At 37.3% G+C, this 17,206-nt stretch carries 14 protein-coding genes; 8 read left to right on the forward strand and 6 right to left on the reverse strand.

Annotation, left to right across the window (positions count from 1 at the left end):
• Nucleotides 1-360: 360 nt before the first annotated feature.
• Complete coding sequence (locus tag BM305_RS04025) at nucleotides 361-1,815, forward strand: hypothetical protein (RefSeq protein WP_092559406.1); 1,455 nt, start codon at nucleotides 361-363, stop codon at nucleotides 1,813-1,815.
• Nucleotides 1,816-1,933: 118 nt separating this feature from the next.
• Nucleotides 1,934-2,527, forward strand: coding sequence for a DUF6199 family natural product biosynthesis protein (locus BM305_RS04030; RefSeq protein ID WP_092559407.1), 594 nt, complete (start codon nucleotides 1,934-1,936; stop codon nucleotides 2,525-2,527).
• Nucleotides 2,528-2,605: 78 nt separating this feature from the next.
• On the opposite strand, the gene BM305_RS04035 is transcribed toward BM305_RS04030, so the two are convergent.
• The 5 genes from BM305_RS04035 to BM305_RS04055 all read right to left on the reverse strand — a co-directional run bounded on the left by BM305_RS04035 (nucleotide 2,606) and on the right by BM305_RS04055 (nucleotide 8,349).
• A complete protein-coding gene (locus BM305_RS04035; RefSeq protein ID WP_092559408.1) occupies nucleotides 2,606-4,177 on the reverse strand; it encodes an ABC transporter ATP-binding protein in 1,572 nt (523 codons plus the stop codon).
• Between the two features lie 13 nt (nucleotides 4,178-4,190).
• Nucleotides 4,191-5,009: an ABC transporter permease gene (locus tag BM305_RS04040; RefSeq protein ID WP_092559409.1), complete on the reverse strand. Its 819-nt coding sequence runs from the start codon at nucleotides 5,007-5,009 to the stop codon at nucleotides 4,191-4,193.
• Between the two features lie 10 nt (nucleotides 5,010-5,019).
• Complete coding sequence (gene nikB / locus BM305_RS04045; protein ID WP_092559410.1) at nucleotides 5,020-5,943, reverse strand: nickel ABC transporter permease; 924 nt, start codon at nucleotides 5,941-5,943, stop codon at nucleotides 5,020-5,022.
• 67 nt (nucleotides 5,944-6,010) lie between these two features.
• Nucleotides 6,011-7,570, reverse strand: coding sequence for an ABC transporter substrate-binding protein (locus BM305_RS04050; protein WP_177214534.1), 1,560 nt, complete (start codon nucleotides 7,568-7,570; stop codon nucleotides 6,011-6,013).
• 164 nt (nucleotides 7,571-7,734) lie between these two features.
• Nucleotides 7,735-8,349, reverse strand: coding sequence for a cytidylate kinase-like family protein (locus BM305_RS04055; RefSeq protein ID WP_092559412.1), 615 nt, complete (start codon nucleotides 8,347-8,349; stop codon nucleotides 7,735-7,737).
• Between the two features lie 145 nt (nucleotides 8,350-8,494).
• On the opposite strand from BM305_RS04055, the gene BM305_RS04060 reads away from it, so the two are divergent.
• Nucleotides 8,495-8,989, forward strand: coding sequence for a nitroreductase family protein (locus BM305_RS04060; RefSeq protein WP_092559413.1), 495 nt, complete (start codon nucleotides 8,495-8,497; stop codon nucleotides 8,987-8,989).
• A 4-nt stretch (nucleotides 8,990-8,993) separates the two neighbouring features.
• On the opposite strand, the gene BM305_RS04065 is transcribed toward BM305_RS04060, so the two are convergent.
• Nucleotides 8,994-10,034, reverse strand: coding sequence for a LacI family DNA-binding transcriptional regulator (locus BM305_RS04065; protein ID WP_177214535.1), 1,041 nt, complete (start codon nucleotides 10,032-10,034; stop codon nucleotides 8,994-8,996).
• Nucleotides 10,035-10,275: 241 nt separating this feature from the next.
• Here BM305_RS04065 and BM305_RS04070 point away from each other — a divergent pair, with 241 nt between their 5' ends.
• Genes BM305_RS04070 through BM305_RS04090 form a run of 5 tightly spaced genes read left to right on the forward strand, consistent with a single transcriptional unit; the run spans nucleotide 10,276 to nucleotide 17,206 of the window.
• Nucleotides 10,276-11,268, forward strand: a complete 993-nt coding sequence (locus tag BM305_RS04070; protein ID WP_092559415.1) for a glycoside hydrolase family 130 protein — start codon at nucleotides 10,276-10,278, stop codon at nucleotides 11,266-11,268.
• Between the two features lie 13 nt (nucleotides 11,269-11,281).
• Nucleotides 11,282-14,374: an alpha-mannosidase gene (locus BM305_RS04075; RefSeq protein WP_092559416.1), complete on the forward strand. Its 3,093-nt coding sequence runs from the start codon at nucleotides 11,282-11,284 to the stop codon at nucleotides 14,372-14,374.
• A 15-nt stretch (nucleotides 14,375-14,389) separates the two neighbouring features.
• Nucleotides 14,390-15,121, forward strand: a complete 732-nt coding sequence (nagB, locus tag BM305_RS04080; protein WP_092559417.1) for a glucosamine-6-phosphate deaminase — start codon at nucleotides 14,390-14,392, stop codon at nucleotides 15,119-15,121.
• A 33-nt stretch (nucleotides 15,122-15,154) separates the two neighbouring features.
• On the forward strand, nucleotides 15,155-16,285 hold the full coding sequence (gene nagA, locus BM305_RS04085; protein WP_092559418.1) for an N-acetylglucosamine-6-phosphate deacetylase: 1,131 nt from the start codon (nucleotides 15,155-15,157) through the stop codon (nucleotides 16,283-16,285).
• Nucleotides 16,286-16,315: 30 nt separating this feature from the next.
• Nucleotides 16,316-17,206 (forward strand): ROK family protein, encoded by an 891-nt coding sequence (locus tag BM305_RS04090; protein WP_092559419.1) that lies wholly within the window; start codon nucleotides 16,316-16,318, stop codon nucleotides 17,204-17,206.

Here is a 17,206-nt window from a genome sequence, read left to right on the forward strand (position 1 = left end):
TGTTAAAAACAGAATAGCTACTTGAGCATATACCAAAATATCAATTTTTATAAAAGGTTCATTCGATATCCTACCATGATATTACGTTGTTCGAGAGGATGATATTTCATAATTATACACACCCAACCTTCAACAACCCCCTATCCTAATCAAAAAAATATCAGTATCGTTTCTAAATAATATAACATTTCAAGTATTACAAAGTCTATATATGCTAAGCAAAGTTAAATTTATTAGTTACCTTATATAGATTTTAAAATATATAAACTAAAAAATACAATAACATGATGAAAATTTACATTAGTAAGCATTTTGTAAAAGTCTATGGTATTATTATAAAAAATAGAAAGGAATGGTTATATGAAAAAAATCACAACATTTATATTAGTATTAGTATTATGTATTGTTAGTTTTTCCAATGACATTGTTTGGGCAAAGCAAAGTATAGAAAAGGAGAGTTATAAACATAGTAAAAATGAAATCTTAGGATCGGTACTAGATAAAAATAATATGAGTAGTGTAATATCAAATAAGTCTTCTATTTCAAAGCTGCAAATAAAATTTGAGGATGGAGTTGCTACAGTATCATTTGAGTTAGATAATAAATCATTGTTTTATAAATTAGACTTATATCCAGGAAAAATTCATTATGGAGAGAATAATGATTCTATAATAGGTATTACTGAAGATGTATCTGAAAACTATGAGATTTTAAGTTTTAGAATAGAAAAGAATGCAGATTCAATTACTTTAATGAATTCAAATTTGGATTTTGAAAATAAAACAGTATTATCATTAGCAATATGTAAAAATAATTCATCAGATGTGATCTATTTTCAAGATGCATTAGAGGATGTTGATTTTGCAGATATAAAAGTAATGTCAAATGATAATGTTCTATATACAGAAGAAGAATTATTAGAAATTGAAAAAAAATATGTTTTTGGAAAAAAAGAAACTGAAGGTAAAAGTAAATGTGAAATAACCATTAATCAAGATAATAACATTATATCTTCAAAAGGATACGAAGAAGGTGTTAGTGGAGTAAAAGAAGACTTGATGATGCTTGAAAAAATTGAAAAAAATAATAATGTATATGGAACCAACAGTTGTAGTGAACCCAATATAGCAACAATGTGTAGCTTAATAACAAATATTTCTGACTCATTATTTAAATCAATAAATGGTACAGTGGGTAAATTTTATTTTAATAATTATAATAATGAAAGAGTATATGGATATGCGCAAAATTATTTTATGGGAACATCAAATGTGGCAACAGACATTATGGTATTTGATTGGGATCATTATACAAATACGTCTGAAGGAGTAGTGCATCAATTAAGCTGTGCATATGATTCTTTAGTTTTATATAATGTAACAACTAGTGCATTAGGTATTAGTGTTGTTGAAGAAAATCCGCTTAAAGCAACTAGTGCTTATGTAATAAGCGAACTTACATCGAATGAAACTTCAAACTGCTTTGTTTCTTGTGAAATAGGGCAAAAATGTAGTGGTTCAACAAGTTATCTTGCTGCTATCGTAGAATGTGCCTTGGAGTGGACAAACATATCAACAATTGTATGGAATTTGCAAACCTTAAAAAGTTATGCATCAAGTTCTTCTAATACAACATTGTTTTATAGAGGAACACCTTCGTTACAAAATACATATTATGGAGGATCAATGCAAAAAATTTCGGCTAAAAATTCAAAATCGTTAACACAAGAAGGGGATTTTGTGTATGTACGAGGAGCAACATATACATCAGTAAGTACATGGTCTTATACATATGGATATGCGTTATCATATTAATTAAATATATAAATTGATAGTTAAAATTTTTTAACTATCAATTTTTTTCTAAGATGATAAAATAAATCAATGTAATAATATGTTACAGTATTTTAATATGAATTTGTGAGGAAGTTGAATGAAAAAGAATATTTTAGTAATTGTTACGCAAATTATATTAATAATTACGATAGCTGTATTTTGCGTTTTTCATAAAAAGCAGATTGTTTTTAGAAGTTATACTCTGACAGAGAACAGTAAAAATATGTTCGAAGTTACAAATGGTGAAAAATATAGAGGTGAAACGTGCTATTTTTATGATGGAAATAAAGTGGAGTTTCAGGGAGAAACTTATCAATATGAGCTAACAGGAGATGCAGAAAATTATAATTTAAAAATATATCTGCCAGATGGAGAAGCTGTAATTGAAATGAGTAATGCTTCCGGGTTAGGTGCTGCTTCAGGGGTAAGTGCAAAAACTGATTATGATACAGATTTTATATCATCATTAATTAAGGCGGTCAAATTACATAAGTCATTGCAGTATATCGTGACACCTATACTATTCATTTTTGTAGGAGTCCTACATTTGTTTTGCCCTTACTTTGTATTTGAGATAACAAGAAAATGGAAATATAAAAATATAGAGCCGTCGGATGCTTATATTGGGTTTGAACGATTTTTAGGTGTTATGTTGATAGTAATAGGAATCTATGGGTTTTCAGTTTTGTAAGGAAATTCGCACTTCGGCGTACAAAGGATCTGTTGCAGGGCAGCCGCCGAAGGCGTTAAAATTCATGTGAGGAGTTTGTTATTCTACCGTCAAAATAGAACTTAATAAGTTCCGTGTATAATGTTCTTTTGGATTTGAAATGACTTCACTGGTAATCCCAGCCTCTACACAGCTTCCATTTTTCATAACAATGACCCGATGGCAGATTTCACTGACTAGGGCGAGATCGTGACAAATAAAAATAATTGCAATGTTCATTTCTTTGCCTAGACGCTGTAACAGCTTTACCACCTGGGCCTGTGCAGATACGTCCAATGCACTTGTAGCTTCATCACAAATCAGAATTTTTGGTTTTAAGGCAAGAGCGCGAGCAACAGCAGCACGCTGGCATTGGCCTCCACTTAATTCATGGGGAAAACGATCAGCCATTTCAGGAGTAAGTCCTACTTTTACCATTAAATCATCAATCAGTGCGTTAATTTCATTTGAATTACGAAGCTGGGTCATGTTTCGAATTGCCTCAGTGATTGAAGTACGGATTTTCATATGGGAATCAAAGGAGCCAACCGCATTTTGAAATATCATTTGCATATTTGCATATATCTTTGAGAATTCACGCTCCTTCAAGGTAGAAAGCTCCAGTTCACCCATTTGAATGGAGCCATGAGAAGGCTTTTCTAAGCGGATTAGCTGCTTTACAATCGTACTTTTTCCAGAACCGCTTTCACCTACAATGCCCAGAATCTCGCCCTCAGATAACTGGAAATTTACATATTTCACAGCCTGAAAGGTGTGCTTTCCTTTGCCATATGTTTTACATAGTTCTTTTACTTCCAGCAATTTTTTACCATGAGAAGGAGCAGAAGGGTTTTCAGTTTTGATTTGAGGAATGGAATCAAGCAACATACGTGAATAAGCATTTTGAGGATTTTTCAAAACCTCCTGGCTTGGGCCATAATCCACAACCTTTCCCTGATACATAATCATTGTTTTATCCGCAAGTTTTGCAGCAACTCCAATATTATGGGTAACTAAAATAATAGAGGTATGAAATTCATTTTTCAGCCGTAATAATTCATCCACAACCTGTGCCTGTGTCGTAACATCAAGTGCACTGGTTGGTTCATCTGCTAGTAAAAGCTTTGGAGCCATAATCATGGAAAGAGCGATGGCAACTCTCTGGTTCATACCACCACTAAGCTGATAAGGATAAGCATTTAAAATACGAGTACCATTTTTCAAATTTAACCGTTCAAAAATGGATAAAACCTGTGCATACGCAGCTTTCTTTGAAATTCTTTTATGGCTGTTCAGGGTTTCCCAAAACTGTATTCCTATTTTTCGGATGGGATTCAGTGCAGCAGAAGGATTTTGGAAAATGGCTCCCATTTTCGTGCCTCTAATATTTATCATTTCTCTTTTTGTCATTTTCAATAAATCCCTATCTTCAAAATACATTGTTCCCTTGGATGCACAAACACCAAATCCAGGCATCTGCATAATGGCTTTTAAAATAGTACTTTTACCGCTGCCGCTTTCCCCAACAATAGCTAGTATTTCCCCTTCGTCAACAGTAAAAGATACGTCATGTACCACTGTTTTCGGGCCATAATTAATACTTAAATTTTTAACATCAACTAAATGTTCCATTTACGAATCCCTCCTATCCTTTGGCTTTGTGCTTTGGATCTAAAATGTTTTGTACAGAATCGCCAAAGCAGTTAAAAATCATGATTGTGATGATGATTGCTATGCCAGGACCAAATACAGTCCATGGTGCAAGCTGGAAACAGGTACGGGCTTCACTTACCATAGAGCCCCATTCAGCATGTGGAACCTGAACGCCAAGTCCTAAAAAGGAAAGGCCAGCAATTCCCATCATGGTGGAACCAATTTGTACAGTAGCATTTACAACAAGAGGACCAATAATATTAGGAAGAAGATGCTTAAACATAATTGCCGTTTTGCTGCTGCCATTTATTTTAGCTGCTTTAATAAAATCTTCTTCCTTAATGGCAAGCACGTGGCTTCTTGCAAGTCTTGCATAGGTTGTCCATGCAGTCAGCCCAAGAGCCAGCATTGCGTTTATCAGTCCACCTCCAAGTATACCAGCTACTGCAATGGCAAGAACCATACTTGGGAATGCCAGTAAGATGTCTACAAACCGCATTAGGATGCTGTCGAAAATCCCCCCAAAATAACCGCTGATAATTCCAATCAGAGTTCCAAAGGCAAAGGTGATAAAAACAAGAACTAAAGCTGAGAAAATAGATGTTTTGGCGCCAACCATTACACGGGAAAGAACACATCTGCCTAAGGAGTCTGTTCCAAATGGATAGCTCTTGCAGGGGGCAAGCTTTCCAAGAAGCACATTGGTTTCATACGGATCATTTGGCGTCAGGTAAGGAGCAATTAAACTGAAAATTATGATAATAAGTGAAACAATACTAAAAAATAGAAAACGCTTTTTTACTTTATCCATAGTATTCCTCCTATCCAACCCTGGGATCTAAAATTTTATAGCAGATATCAGTAAATAAGTTGATTAGGACATATACAGTTGCCATAATCACAACGAAGCCTTGTATTACAGGATAATCACGATAGCTTATGGAATCAATTACTAATTTGCCCAGCCCTGGCCAGGAAAAAATAGTTTCAATAACAGCAGTACCTGCTAACAGAGTTCCTACTGACAATCCAAAGATGGTAATAATCGTAATCATTGAATTATGTAATACATTTTTAAAAAGTAAGGTGCTTTCTTTTACACCACGCACCCTGGCACTTAGTACATACTCTTTATCCATCTGCTCAAGAATTTCAGCTCGAACTTGTCGGATAAATTTACTGGACTGCATAATTACAAGAGTAATAACAGGAAGAATGAGTCCTTTATAGGTGCCAGATGTAACAACAGGCAAAAGCTTTAGCTTTAGACAAACAACATAGATTAACAGCAGGGAAATCATAAAATTAGGAATAGATGTTCCGATAAAAGTAAGAAGGCGGATAAAATTATCGATCCATTTATTCTGCTTAATTGCCATCAAAATTCCCAGAGGAACTGAAATCAGTAATGTAATCAGCATAGAAAAAAAGGTTAACTGAATAGTGGGAATTGCTGCACGCTGCAATTTAATCATAACCGGTTGATCATCGTGATAGGAGGTGCCAAAGTCACTAGTAAGTAATCCTTTCAGCCAGTTCCAGTACTGCACCAGAAATGGCTCATTTAATCCCATGGACTCTCTAGTGCTTTCTAGTGCTTCGTCTGATACAACGGTTCCCTGTGCTAATAATCTTGATTGGGCAGGATCACCAGGAGCGAGATAGAGCAAAGTAAATGTCATAAAGGTGACGCCTAAGATAATGGGAATAAGCTGTAATAATCGTTTACTAATAAATGAAAACATATAAACCTCCTTAATAACCTTGTGTTGAAGTGAATATCGGCAGTTCAACACAAGGTATATCGTTTTATTAGCCGATGCAGGTATCTTTTGTAAGAAAATAAAATGTCAGTGGATTAGTTTCATTACAGTTTGAAACAGTTGATTTGGAAACGGTAACTTTATTTGTCATGGCGTAGTAGCCCACCGCGTGGTCATCTAATACTTGCTGCTGTATTTGCAGGGAGAGATCTACACGCTTACTACTATCGGTTTCTGTTACAAGTTTATTTAATAAGGCATTTACGTTTTCGCTGTTGTAATTACCACAGTTTTTATTACCTGTTGCAGATAGCGTTGCATTTAAAAAGGAATAAGCATCTCCTGAGGTGGTAGTAGAGTAAACATACATAGCCATGTCAAAATCACCAGTTTCCATATAGGTTGCATCAGGATCTTCATACAACTGGAGTTCCGTATTAATTCCACTCTTTTTTAATTCGTCTTGAATTAAAGTTGTAATTTTGTCAATAGAACGAGCAGCAAAATAAGCTATTCTTATTGTCAGCTCGGTGCCATCTTTTTCGTAAAATCCATCTTTATTCAATGCGTAACCAGCAGATTCCAATATTTTTTTTGCACCCTCTGGGTCATAGGATGGGCCACTTACTGCACCCAGAGCTGTATCTGGTCCATATGCACCTTCTGCGGCAACTATAGAGCCTGCCAGAAGAGTTACAATATCAGATTTATTTACACTTTTCATAATAGCTTCACGAACTGCGTCATCCGTCATAGTGTCCATATTAAAGATATAATAGTATGCCTTTGTGGAAGCAGTAGAAGTCACTTTAAAACTGTTGTCGGCTTCAAAAAGGGCAATAGAGTCTGTATCAGGGCCAACAAAGACATCAATTTCACCACTTTGTAAACTCATGGATTCTGTAGAGGAATCAGGAATATAGTATACATTTACAGTGCCCAAGATAACATCCCCGTTCCAGTAGTTTTCGTTTTTAGTGAGAACTATTTTATCTTCCGCTGAATAAGATTCTAATTTAAAAGGACCCGTACCAATAATACTGTTGTTATAGTCATCTTCTGGAATATTTTCAATATCCATAATAGAAGTGAACGGATCGGTTAAGTCTGACAATAAGGTTGGATAAGGCTGTTGGGTTGTAATTTTAAAGGTCGTTTCATCAACTTCTTCAAAGCTTGCAGCTGCAAGAAGTGCAGCACGTTCATTCATTTTTCCGGCACGTTGCAGGTTTGCAATGACAACAGATGAATTGACAGGATTGCCGTTTGAAAAAACTACAGTATCTTTCAATTTTATGGTCCAGGTATTGCCTTCGCAGGTTCCTGTTTCAGCGATCCAGGGTTCGGTTGAATAATCATCTCCTACCTTAAAAAGTGTTTCCGTAATGCCATACATAGATGAATACCAGCCGTTGTAATCTTTATGGGCATCTAATTCATACCAGAAGGCGGTTGCCATGTTCAAGGTTTCTCCAGTGGAAACGGCTTCCGTAGAACTGTTCTTTGTTTCCTCGGTACTGCTTGTAATATCTGAAGATGAACTACAACCACTTACGAAGCCAAGAGTCAATGCTGCTGTTAATAATAGGCTAAAAATACGTTTCTTCATAATGTTACCTCCATTCATATATAAAAATAGTTGCATAAAAAAACAGACTAAAAACAATGGCAAGAAACACCTTTGTTCTGGTCTGCCTATAAAATTAATTCTATAACAATACGTACATTATAAACTCTATACTTAATATAGTGTCAACAGCAAGTTTTGCTAAATTATATTCCAAACTTTAATTTCAGGTATTGACGGATTATCTTAACACAATTTTCTTCCCCAGCTTTTTCGCTGTTTAAGGTAATATCATAGTTTACGGGATTTGTCCAGTAATTCCCATGTGTATAGTATTTATAATAATCAGCGCGGTATTTGTCTGTTGATGTAATGATAGCGTTTGCTTCTTTTTCACTGACTCCCATTCGTTCCATCACACGAGCCACACAATAATGGCGGGGGGCTTCAATATAGACGCTGATTACATTGTCATAATTTTTTAATACATAGTCAGCACATTTTCCTACAATTACACAAGACTCTGTATCGGCCAGGTTCCGAATGATTTCTGCTTGACAGGCAAATAGCTGATCATCATTAATAAAATTATTTGTAATAGGTTTGGGTAAAAGTGTTTTAGGAATCATTCTTAAAGAAGAGCCTCGTAGTCTTTCATCTACTGCAACAAATTTTTTTTCTTCATATCCGCTATACTCAGAAGCAAGTGTAAGAATTCTATTTTCATAGCATTCAATATTTAATTCAGCAGCTAGTTGAGAAGCAATTTGTTTACCGCCGCTGCCAAACCCTCTGGCAACTGTAATAATGTAATGTTCCATGTTCATACCTCCTCGTAATTTTTATTTTTTATTATTATAAAGTCTATATTACATATAGAGTCAAATACAATTTTCTTGACAAAGCTTAATGGGTTGGGCATTATAAAAATATGTTGTTTAATAAAAAAGAAATGGAGGGTACATGATGAACGCTATTTTCGAAAGAGTTAGTGTAAGAGAGTATGTGGAAAAAAAAGTGGAGGATGAAAAAATCGAAAGGATACTGAAGGCGGCAATGGCTGCCCCATCAGCAGGAAATCAGAGGCCTTGGGAGTTTTATGTAGTAAAGGATAAAGCAGCTCTGGGGCAGTTGGCGGTGTCCAGTCCATATGCCGGCTGTACTAAAAATGCAGATGTTGCGATTGTGGCATGTTACCGGACAGAGGGACTGATGTTTCCAGAATATGCTCATATTGATATGAGTGCATGCTGTGAAAATATTTTATTAGAAGCAGCAGAACAAGGACTTGGGTCTGTCTGGCTTGGAATAGCTCCAGCACAGGAACGGATGGAAGCAGTAGCAGAAGCGTTAGAACTTCCTTCTGGTCTGGCGGCTTTTGCAATACTTCCTTTTGGATATCCTGTAAGAAAAGTTGAACAGGAGAACCGATATGAAGAATCTAGGGTACACTACATTTAGTTTTTTACAATAATGCAGACTCCCCTTGAACAATCTGGGTATTCACATAAATAACAGCAGTAGGGGCAGTTGGATGGCTGATGCGGTATAAAAGCTGATTGGTCAGACGGCTGCCAAGTGCTGTAGTTTCTACCTCAACGGTAGTAAGTCGGCCAGTAATTTCGGGATATTCCGCATTTCCATCAAATCCAGTAATAATAATATCTTCTGGAACCCGATATTTATGCTTAGTCAGATATTTCAGTACAAAATGAGCGACAAAATCGCTGACGCAGACATAAGCCTTTGGGAGATTTTTATTGTTCTGTAAAAAATTCGTAATTTCCTCCTCGTAGGTATAAATTCCAATTCTTTTCGTAAGGCAATGTTCATGCTCTACATTGAGTGAATATTCATTCATAGCATCTAAAAAACCTTCATATCGCTGTTGGTTGGTGATTGCATATTCGGTGTCTCCAATAAAGCCAATGTCCTCTATTCCTGATACAATCAATTTTTTTGTAATTTCGTAAATCTTACTTCTTCCTTCCAAAAGAATTAAATCACCACTTAACGTATTAGTTGGAAGGGGGGGCGTATAATCAAGAAATACCTTTGGCAGGGGCAGCTGGTTCAGCAAGGACAGCAGAGTACTGTCATATACATTTAATACAATAATTCCATGAAGGGCATTTCCAGTTAAAATGTTAGGTAAGGTATAGTCGGAAGGAATGGTGGAGGGCAGATAGGTATACATAAGGTTAATCTCCTGCGCATCCAGTTCCTTAGCAATCTGATGAATTATTTTCATCCAGAAGGCAGAGGACTCTGGTCTGGCAACAACTACAGATACAGTAACCGATTCCTGCTGTACGGACGAACAAGAGTCAGAAGCTGAATCTGGCATATCAGAAATTCTTTTAGTGTAACCCATTTCTTCTGCTTTATCCAGGATTTGTTTTTTTAAAGCTTCCGATACACCAGACTTATTATTAAAAACCTTCCAGACCGTTATTCTGGATATGTGAAGTGCATCTGCAATATCCTGCATGGTTATTTTCGACATAAATACCTCCATAATTCTGTTTATTCCAGGGAATAATTGATTTAACAGAGTATAAATGCTGCTCTGTCTGATAGCATTATAGCACAGGACATGGATTCCTACAATACATTACATTTACTTTGTTAACAAAAATAAAAAAATGTTAACAATAAAAATTAACAAAAGTAAAAAATATATTGCAAAAAAGTTAATGCGATGTTAAAATTACAGTAAATTAACTGGATTACAAGGAGGAAACGATATGAGCAAAATAATTGGAAAAGGATTGCCGGATATGCCATGGCAGGAGAAACCAGAAGGATATGATATGCCTGTCTGGCGGTATAGCCAGAATCCTATTATTCAGAGGAATGCCATTCCAAGTTCCAATAGTATTTTTAATAGTGCTGTGATACCATATAAACAAGGATATGCGGGAGTATTCCGATGTGACAGTAAAGCAGTTAGTATGGACATATATGCAGGGTTTAGTGATGATGGAGTTCATTGGAAAATCAATGAAAACCCCATTCAATTTGATGGTGAAGACCCTGAGATTCTTAATCGTGAATACAGATATGATCCAAGGGTATGCTTTATTGAGGACCGCTATTATATTACATGGTGTAATGGGTACCATGGTCCTACAATTGGGGTAGCTTATACTTTTGATTTTGAAAAATTTTATCAGTTAGAAAATGCTTTTCTTCCTTGCAACCGTAATGGAGTACTTTTCCCTAGAAAAATAGATGGAAAGTTTGCCATGCTGAGTAGACCAAGTGATAATGGACATACACCTTTTGGAGATATTTATTATAGCCAGAGCCCTGATTTGGAATATTGGGGACATCACCGACATGTGATGTCTCCTTACAAAGGAGACGAGTCTGCATGGCAGTCCACCAAAATAGGCCCAGGACCTATTCCGATTGAAACAGATGAGGGATGGCTGCTAATTTACCATGGAGTAATTACAACCTGTAATGGCTTTGTATATCGAATGGGATGTGCCATCCTTGATATTGATCAGCCATGGAAGGTAAAATACCGTTCAAAATATTATATTATGGCACCTTATGAACAATATGAATGTGTAGGAGATGTTCCCAATGTTGTATTTCCATGTGCCGCTCTTACCGACGCCGATACAGGGCGGATTGCAATCTATTATGGCTGTGCAGATACTGTAACGGGGCTTGCATTTACAACAGCAGAGGATTTAATTCAGTTTACAAAACAAAATAATATGAACTAGAGGAGGAAATGACATGCATTTTCTTGATAAAAGAGTTGGAGTTATCTGTAATGAACTAAATAAATTAAAAGTGGTGCAAAAACAACCACTGGAAAACTGGAACTATAAAAAAGGCAACTATTTGTATCCACAGGATGCGGATAGGTCAGAAGAAGCATGGGAGCCATTTGACAGCAGAACTATGCATTGGTATGGGCCAGATCAGCACTATTGGTTTCGGACAGAACTTACGGTACCCCAAAATTTTCACGGAAAATCACTGTGGCTTAATGTGAAAACACAAATAGAAGAATGGGATGACGCTAAGAATCCACAGTTTCTTCTGTTCGTGAATGAACAAATTGTACAGGGAATTGATATGAACCACCGTCAGGTAAAACTGTGTGATTGTGCCAAGGCGGGAGAACATATGGTTCTGGATTTACAGTCTTATACGGGGATTCTGCATACAGAGTTTAATTTGATTACAGAAATCCAGGAAGTTGATCCGGCAATTGAAAAATTATACTATGACCTTTCTGTACCACTTAACGCCTTTCCAAGAATGGACAAGGAGGATAAGGTTCGTAAGGATTTGGAACATGTGCTGAATGAAACAGTGAATCTGTTGGATTTACGCAGCCCTTATTCAGAAGATTTTTACTGTTCCCTGAAAGCAGCAGACCAGTATATTTCCAAGGCATTGTATGAGGATATGGCAGGCTATGAAGAAATCATTGCTACCTGCATCGGTCATACCCACATTGATGTTGCCTGGTGGTGGACGGTAGAACAGACAAGAGAAAAAGTAGCCAGAAGCTTTGCAACGGTATTAAAGCTGATGGAAGAATACCCTAATTATAAATTTATGTCCAGTCAGCCACAATTGTATCAATTTTTAAAAGCCCGCTATCCAGAGCTTTATGCAAAGGTAAAGGAAATGGTGAAGGCGGGAAGATGGGAACCTGAGGGTGGAATGTGGCTGGAGGCAGACTGTAATCTGACTTCAGGCGAGTCACTGGTGCGCCAGTTCCTTCATGGAAAACGCTTTTTTAAGGAAGAGTTTGGTGTAGAAAACCGCATTTTATGGCTTCCTGATGTGTTTGGGTATTCTGGAGCACTTCCGCAGATTATGAAGAAATCTGGAATTGAATATTTTATGACCACTAAGCTTGCCTGGAACCAGTTTAATAAAATGCCTTATGATACATTGCGCTGGAGAGGAATTGACGGAACTGAGATTTTAACTCATTTGATTACAACCTTGGGAGTTGGCCAGAGTACAGATGAATTTTTTACTACCTATAACGGTATTTTACATCCAGATTCTATTATGGGTGGATGGATGCGTTATCAAAATAAAGATATTAACAATGATATTTTAATTTCCTATGGATATGGAGATGGCGGTGGCGGGCCTACTAGAGAAATGCTAGAAACTTCTGTCCGAATGGAAAAAGGAATAAAGGGCGTTCCCAAGGTACGTCAGGAATTCGCAGGAACTTATTTTGAAGAACTGGACCAACGGGTTGGGAATAACAAAAGACTTCCTGTGTGGGAAGGTGAGTTTTATTTTGAATACCACAGAGGTACTTATACTTCTATGGCAAGAAATAAAAAAGCTAACCGTAAATGTGAATTGATGCTGATGGATTTGGAACTATTATCAGTTTTGGCTGGTTCGGAAGGCGTAGACTATCCAGCCGCAGATTTACAGCAGATGTGGGAAAATGTTTTGCTGAATCAGTTTCATGATATTCTCCCAGGATCTTCGATAAAGGAAGTATATGAAGTGACAAAGAAGGAGTATGAGCAATTACAGAAGAAGGGTGCTGAGCTTATAAACCAGCGGTTAGAAGCACTTTCCAGAGAAGGGGAAGGGATTACAATATTCAATACCCTTGGTTTTGAACGGAGTGATGTGGTTCAGCTTGGTAAAGTTTCTGCTAAATCGTTACAGGATCAGGATGGGGTGCTTTATCCAGTTCAGCAAACAGAAACAGGAGCTGTTGTATATTTAAAAAATCTTCCATCCAAGGGAAAAAGAACTTACTCAATATCTTCAGCAGATGTAAATGAAGAAGCTTTTACTTTAACAGGAAATCATTTAGAGACTCCATTTTACTCCATTGATCTAAATGAAGAAGGGCTGTTTACTTCAATTTATGATAAAGAATTTGAGCGTCAAGTTTTACAGGAAAGCAAAACTGGTAATCTGTTACGGGTTTATGAGGATAAGCCAATTTATTATGATAACTGGGATATTGACATTTACCATACAGAGAAATTTTATGATTTAAAACAAGTAACACGCATGGAGTGGACAGAAATAGGAAATGTACGTGCAGTATTGGAAATTGACAGATGCTACAGCAAATCGGTTGTTAAGCAGAAAATATATTTTTATAGTAATATGAGACGAATTGATTTTGAAACTTATGTAGATTGGAAAGAATCACAACATCTTCTCAAGGTGCATTTTCCAGTAGATATTCATACGGATGAAGCGTCTTTTGATATTCAGTTTGGAAATGTTACTCGTAAGGTTCATCGTAATACAAGCTGGGATGTGGCTAGATTTGAAAGCTGTGGTCATAAGTGGGCAGATATTTCAGAAGGCCATTATGGGTTTAGTATTTTAAATGACTGCAAATATGGACATTCCGTTAAGGACAGTGATTTTGCATTAACGCTGATTAAGTCAGGAATCGAACCAAATCCGTCTACGGATCAGGAAGAGCATTATTTCACCTATTCCATATATCCACATGGAGGTGGCTGGAGAGAAGGCAATACTGCCCTGGAGGGTGCAAAATTAAACCAGCCTGCATTAGTATCCATGGGAGGAAGGCCAGGAACAGAGGATTCATTTGCGTCAGTTGATAAAAAGAATGTTATGTTGGAAACTGTAAAACTAGCGGAAGACGAAAGTGGCGTTATCATAAGATTATATGAGTATGAAAATGCAAAAACAAAGACAAATGTAGTTTTTTCAAAGGAACTTTTAAGTGTAAAGGAATGCAGCCTGATGGAAGAGGAGCTGGAAGAAATACTAGCAGTGGGAACTGGATTTCAGATTGTTGTCAAGCCATATGAAATCAAAACCTATAAAGTGGTATTCAAATAGGCTGGGAGGATAAAAATGCAGGTTTATAAAGCAAAGGATTATAGGGATATGAGCAGAAAGGCGGCAAATCTCATTTCAGCCCAGGTGATTTTAAAGCCAGACTGTGTTTTGGGACTTGCAACGGGTTCTACCCCTATTGGTACCTATCAGCAGATGATCGAATGGTATCAAAAAGGAGACATTGATTTCTCAAGGGTAAAAACGGTTAATCTAGATGAGTATAAGGGGATTTCAAATGAAAATCCCCAGAGCTACCACTATTTTATGAAAACCCAGTTTTTTCAGCATATCAATATCAGGGAAGATCAGAGCTATCTTCCAGAGGGAATGGCAGAAGAGGAAAAGGCGGAATGTGAACGCTATGATAATGTGATAAGCAGACTAGGGGGGATTGATTTACAGCTTCTTGGACTGGGACATAACGGACACATTGGATTCAATGAGCCAGGTGATGCATTTCAATTAGGTACTCACTGTGTAGCGTTGTCGGATAGTACAATAAAAGCCAATTCTCGGTTGTTTGCAAAAGGTGAAAAAGTACCAGAACAAGCTTATACGGTAGGAATGAAAACAATTATGCAAGCAGGAAAAATACTATGTATTGTAAGTGGAAGTGATAAGGCGGAGATTGTCAAAAAAGCATTTTTTGGACCAGTTACGCCCGCAGTACCTGCTTCCATCCTACAGCTTCATCCAGATTTTATTTTAATAGGGGATGAAGAAGCACTATCTATGTGTCAGCTTTAGTCAGTATAAAGCATGATTAGAAGGGGGATTGTTATGATTATAAAAAATGCAGAAGTATTTTGTGAAGATAATCAGTTTCATTGGGGAGATGTTTTTATTCAGGATGGATTATTTGTAAATTCTGTACAAGAAGAGGATAGTGTCATAGACGCCTCTGGATTATATGCAGTACCAGGCCTTACAGATATTCATTTTCATGGATGTGCAGGATATGATTTTTGTGATGCCAGTTTGGAGGCAGTGCAGGCGATGGCTGAGTATCAGGCGGAGCATGGTATTACCTCCATATGTCCGGCTACTATGACTTTGCCAGAGGAAGAACTGGAAAAGATTATGCAGACAGCCGAAGTATACGAAAGTATTTCTGGTGCTGATTTTTGCGGAATTCATATGGAGGGCCCGTTTCTTTCTGCAAAGCGAAAGGGAGCACAACATGAGAGTTATTTGCAGAAACCAAATTTAAAGGTATTTCAAAAGCTTCAGAAGCTGTCTGGCGGAAAAATCAAACTGGTGTCTCTTGCACCAGAACTTACAGATGCTATGGATTTTATTGAAGCTGTAAAAGAACAAGTTATGGTATCTCTTGCCCATACAGATGCAGACTATGAAACGGCAAAAGAGGCATTGGAAAAGGGTGCTGGACATGTCACTCATCTTTATAATGCAATGCCTCCTCTGCATCATCGTAATCCTGGTGTGATTGGGGCAGCCAGGGATCAGGAAAACTGCCGGGTGGAGATAATCTGCGATGGAATGCATATACATCCCAGTGTAATCAGAGCAACCTTTGAACTGTTTGGGGATAACAGAATTGTTATGATTAGTGACAGTATGCGGGCAACAGGTATGCCAGATGGAGTCTATACGCTGGGAGGTCAGGAGGTAGAAGTTTGTGGGCGGAAAGCGGTTTTGAAATCAGATGGCAGCCTTGCAGGTTCAGTAACAAACCTTATGGATTGTGTAAGGTATGCGGTTTTGCAGGCTGGGATTCCGCTGGAAAGTGCTATAAAAGCTGCCGCTGTAAATTCAGCTAAAGCAATTGGCATTTATGATAAATACGGAAGCATTACATTTGGAAAAGCAGCTAATCTGGTTTTGCTCAATCAGAAACTAGAGATTCAAGCAGTCATTCTAAGGGGCGAACTATATAAATGCAACTGGTGATGATAAAATGATTTGGAAAGGGAGAACAATATGTTATTTGGTGCATTAGAAGCTGGTGGGACTAAAATGGTTATGGCTGTGGGAGATGAAAAAGGGAATATTTTGGAACAGAAGTCTTTGCCGACGCTGACTCCAGAAGAAACGGTACCAGAGCTTCTTTCTTATTTTTCAAAAAAAGAAATTTGCGCATTGGGAATCGGGGCATTTGGACCTGTGGATGTGAATCCTCAGTCAAAAAGCTTTGGACATATTTTGGATACCCCTAAGCTGGCATGGAAAAATTATAATTTATACGGAGCATTTCAAGAAAAATTAGGAATACCCATTGGTTTTGATACCGATGTGAACAGCTCCTGTCTGGGGGAAATTACCTTTGGCCAAGCTGGAAATTTAAATTCTGTTGTATATCTTACCATTGGGACAGGAATTGGTGCTGGAATTTATGTAAATGGAAAACTGCTTCATGGTATGCTTCACCCAGAGGGTGGACATATTATGATTACACGGCATCCAGAGGATTCTTTTGAAGGCTGCTGTCCTTATCATGGAGGATGTCTGGAAGGGATGGCAGCAGGTCCTGCCATTGAAAAAAGATGGGGGAAAAGGGCGGCGGAGCTAGAGCAGGAAAGTGCTGTCTGGGAACTGGAGGCATACTATATTGCTCAGGCACTGACAAATTATATTTTAATCCTGTCACCAGAAAAAATTATTCTGGGGGGAGGCGTAATGCATCAGAAGCAGCTGTTTCCTCTTATTAGAGAACAGGTGAAAAAAATGCTGAATGGGTATATAAATACGAAAGAAATCAGCAGTCTGGATCAATATATTGTTCCTGCGTCATTAAAAGATAATCAAGGTATTCTGGGATGTTTACAGTTGGCAAAACTAGAATATGAACAACAAGTGAAATATGTACAATAA

This window comes from Anaeromicropila populeti (genome assembly GCF_900112775.1).
Classification (GTDB): Bacteria; Bacillota; Clostridia; order Lachnospirales; family Lachnospiraceae; genus Anaeromicropila_A; species Anaeromicropila_A populeti.

Excerpts from the sequence above, each read along its gene's own strand:
- BM305_RS04090 (WP_092559419.1), top strand. The coding sequence starts at position 16,316 with ATGTTATTTGGTGCATTAGAAGCTGGTGGGACTAAAATGGTTATGGCT.
- BM305_RS04035 (WP_092559408.1), bottom strand. The coding sequence starts at position 4,177 with ATGGAACATTTAGTTGATGTTAAAAATTTAAGTATTAATTATGGCCCG.
- BM305_RS04050 (WP_177214534.1), bottom strand. The coding sequence starts at position 7,570 with ATGAAGAAACGTATTTTTAGCCTATTATTAACAGCAGCATTGACTCTT.
- nagA (WP_092559418.1), top strand. The coding sequence starts at position 15,155 with ATGATTATAAAAAATGCAGAAGTATTTTGTGAAGATAATCAGTTTCAT.
- BM305_RS04025 (WP_092559406.1), top strand. The coding sequence starts at position 361 with ATGAAAAAAATCACAACATTTATATTAGTATTAGTATTATGTATTGTT.
- BM305_RS04060 (WP_092559413.1), top strand. The coding sequence starts at position 8,495 with ATGAACGCTATTTTCGAAAGAGTTAGTGTAAGAGAGTATGTGGAAAAA.
- nagB (WP_092559417.1), top strand. The coding sequence starts at position 14,390 with ATGCAGGTTTATAAAGCAAAGGATTATAGGGATATGAGCAGAAAGGCG.
- BM305_RS04030 (WP_092559407.1), top strand. The coding sequence starts at position 1,934 with ATGAAAAAGAATATTTTAGTAATTGTTACGCAAATTATATTAATAATT.
- nikB (WP_092559410.1), bottom strand. The coding sequence starts at position 5,943 with ATGTTTTCATTTATTAGTAAACGATTATTACAGCTTATTCCCATTATC.
- BM305_RS04070 (WP_092559415.1), top strand. The coding sequence starts at position 10,276 with ATGAGCAAAATAATTGGAAAAGGATTGCCGGATATGCCATGGCAGGAG.
- BM305_RS04055 (WP_092559412.1), bottom strand. The coding sequence starts at position 8,349 with ATGGAACATTACATTATTACAGTTGCCAGAGGGTTTGGCAGCGGCGGT.
- BM305_RS04075 (WP_092559416.1), top strand. The coding sequence starts at position 11,282 with ATGCATTTTCTTGATAAAAGAGTTGGAGTTATCTGTAATGAACTAAAT.
- BM305_RS04040 (WP_092559409.1), bottom strand. The coding sequence starts at position 5,009 with ATGGATAAAGTAAAAAAGCGTTTTCTATTTTTTAGTATTGTTTCACTT.
- BM305_RS04065 (WP_177214535.1), bottom strand. The coding sequence starts at position 10,034 with ATGTCGAAAATAACCATGCAGGATATTGCAGATGCACTTCACATATCC.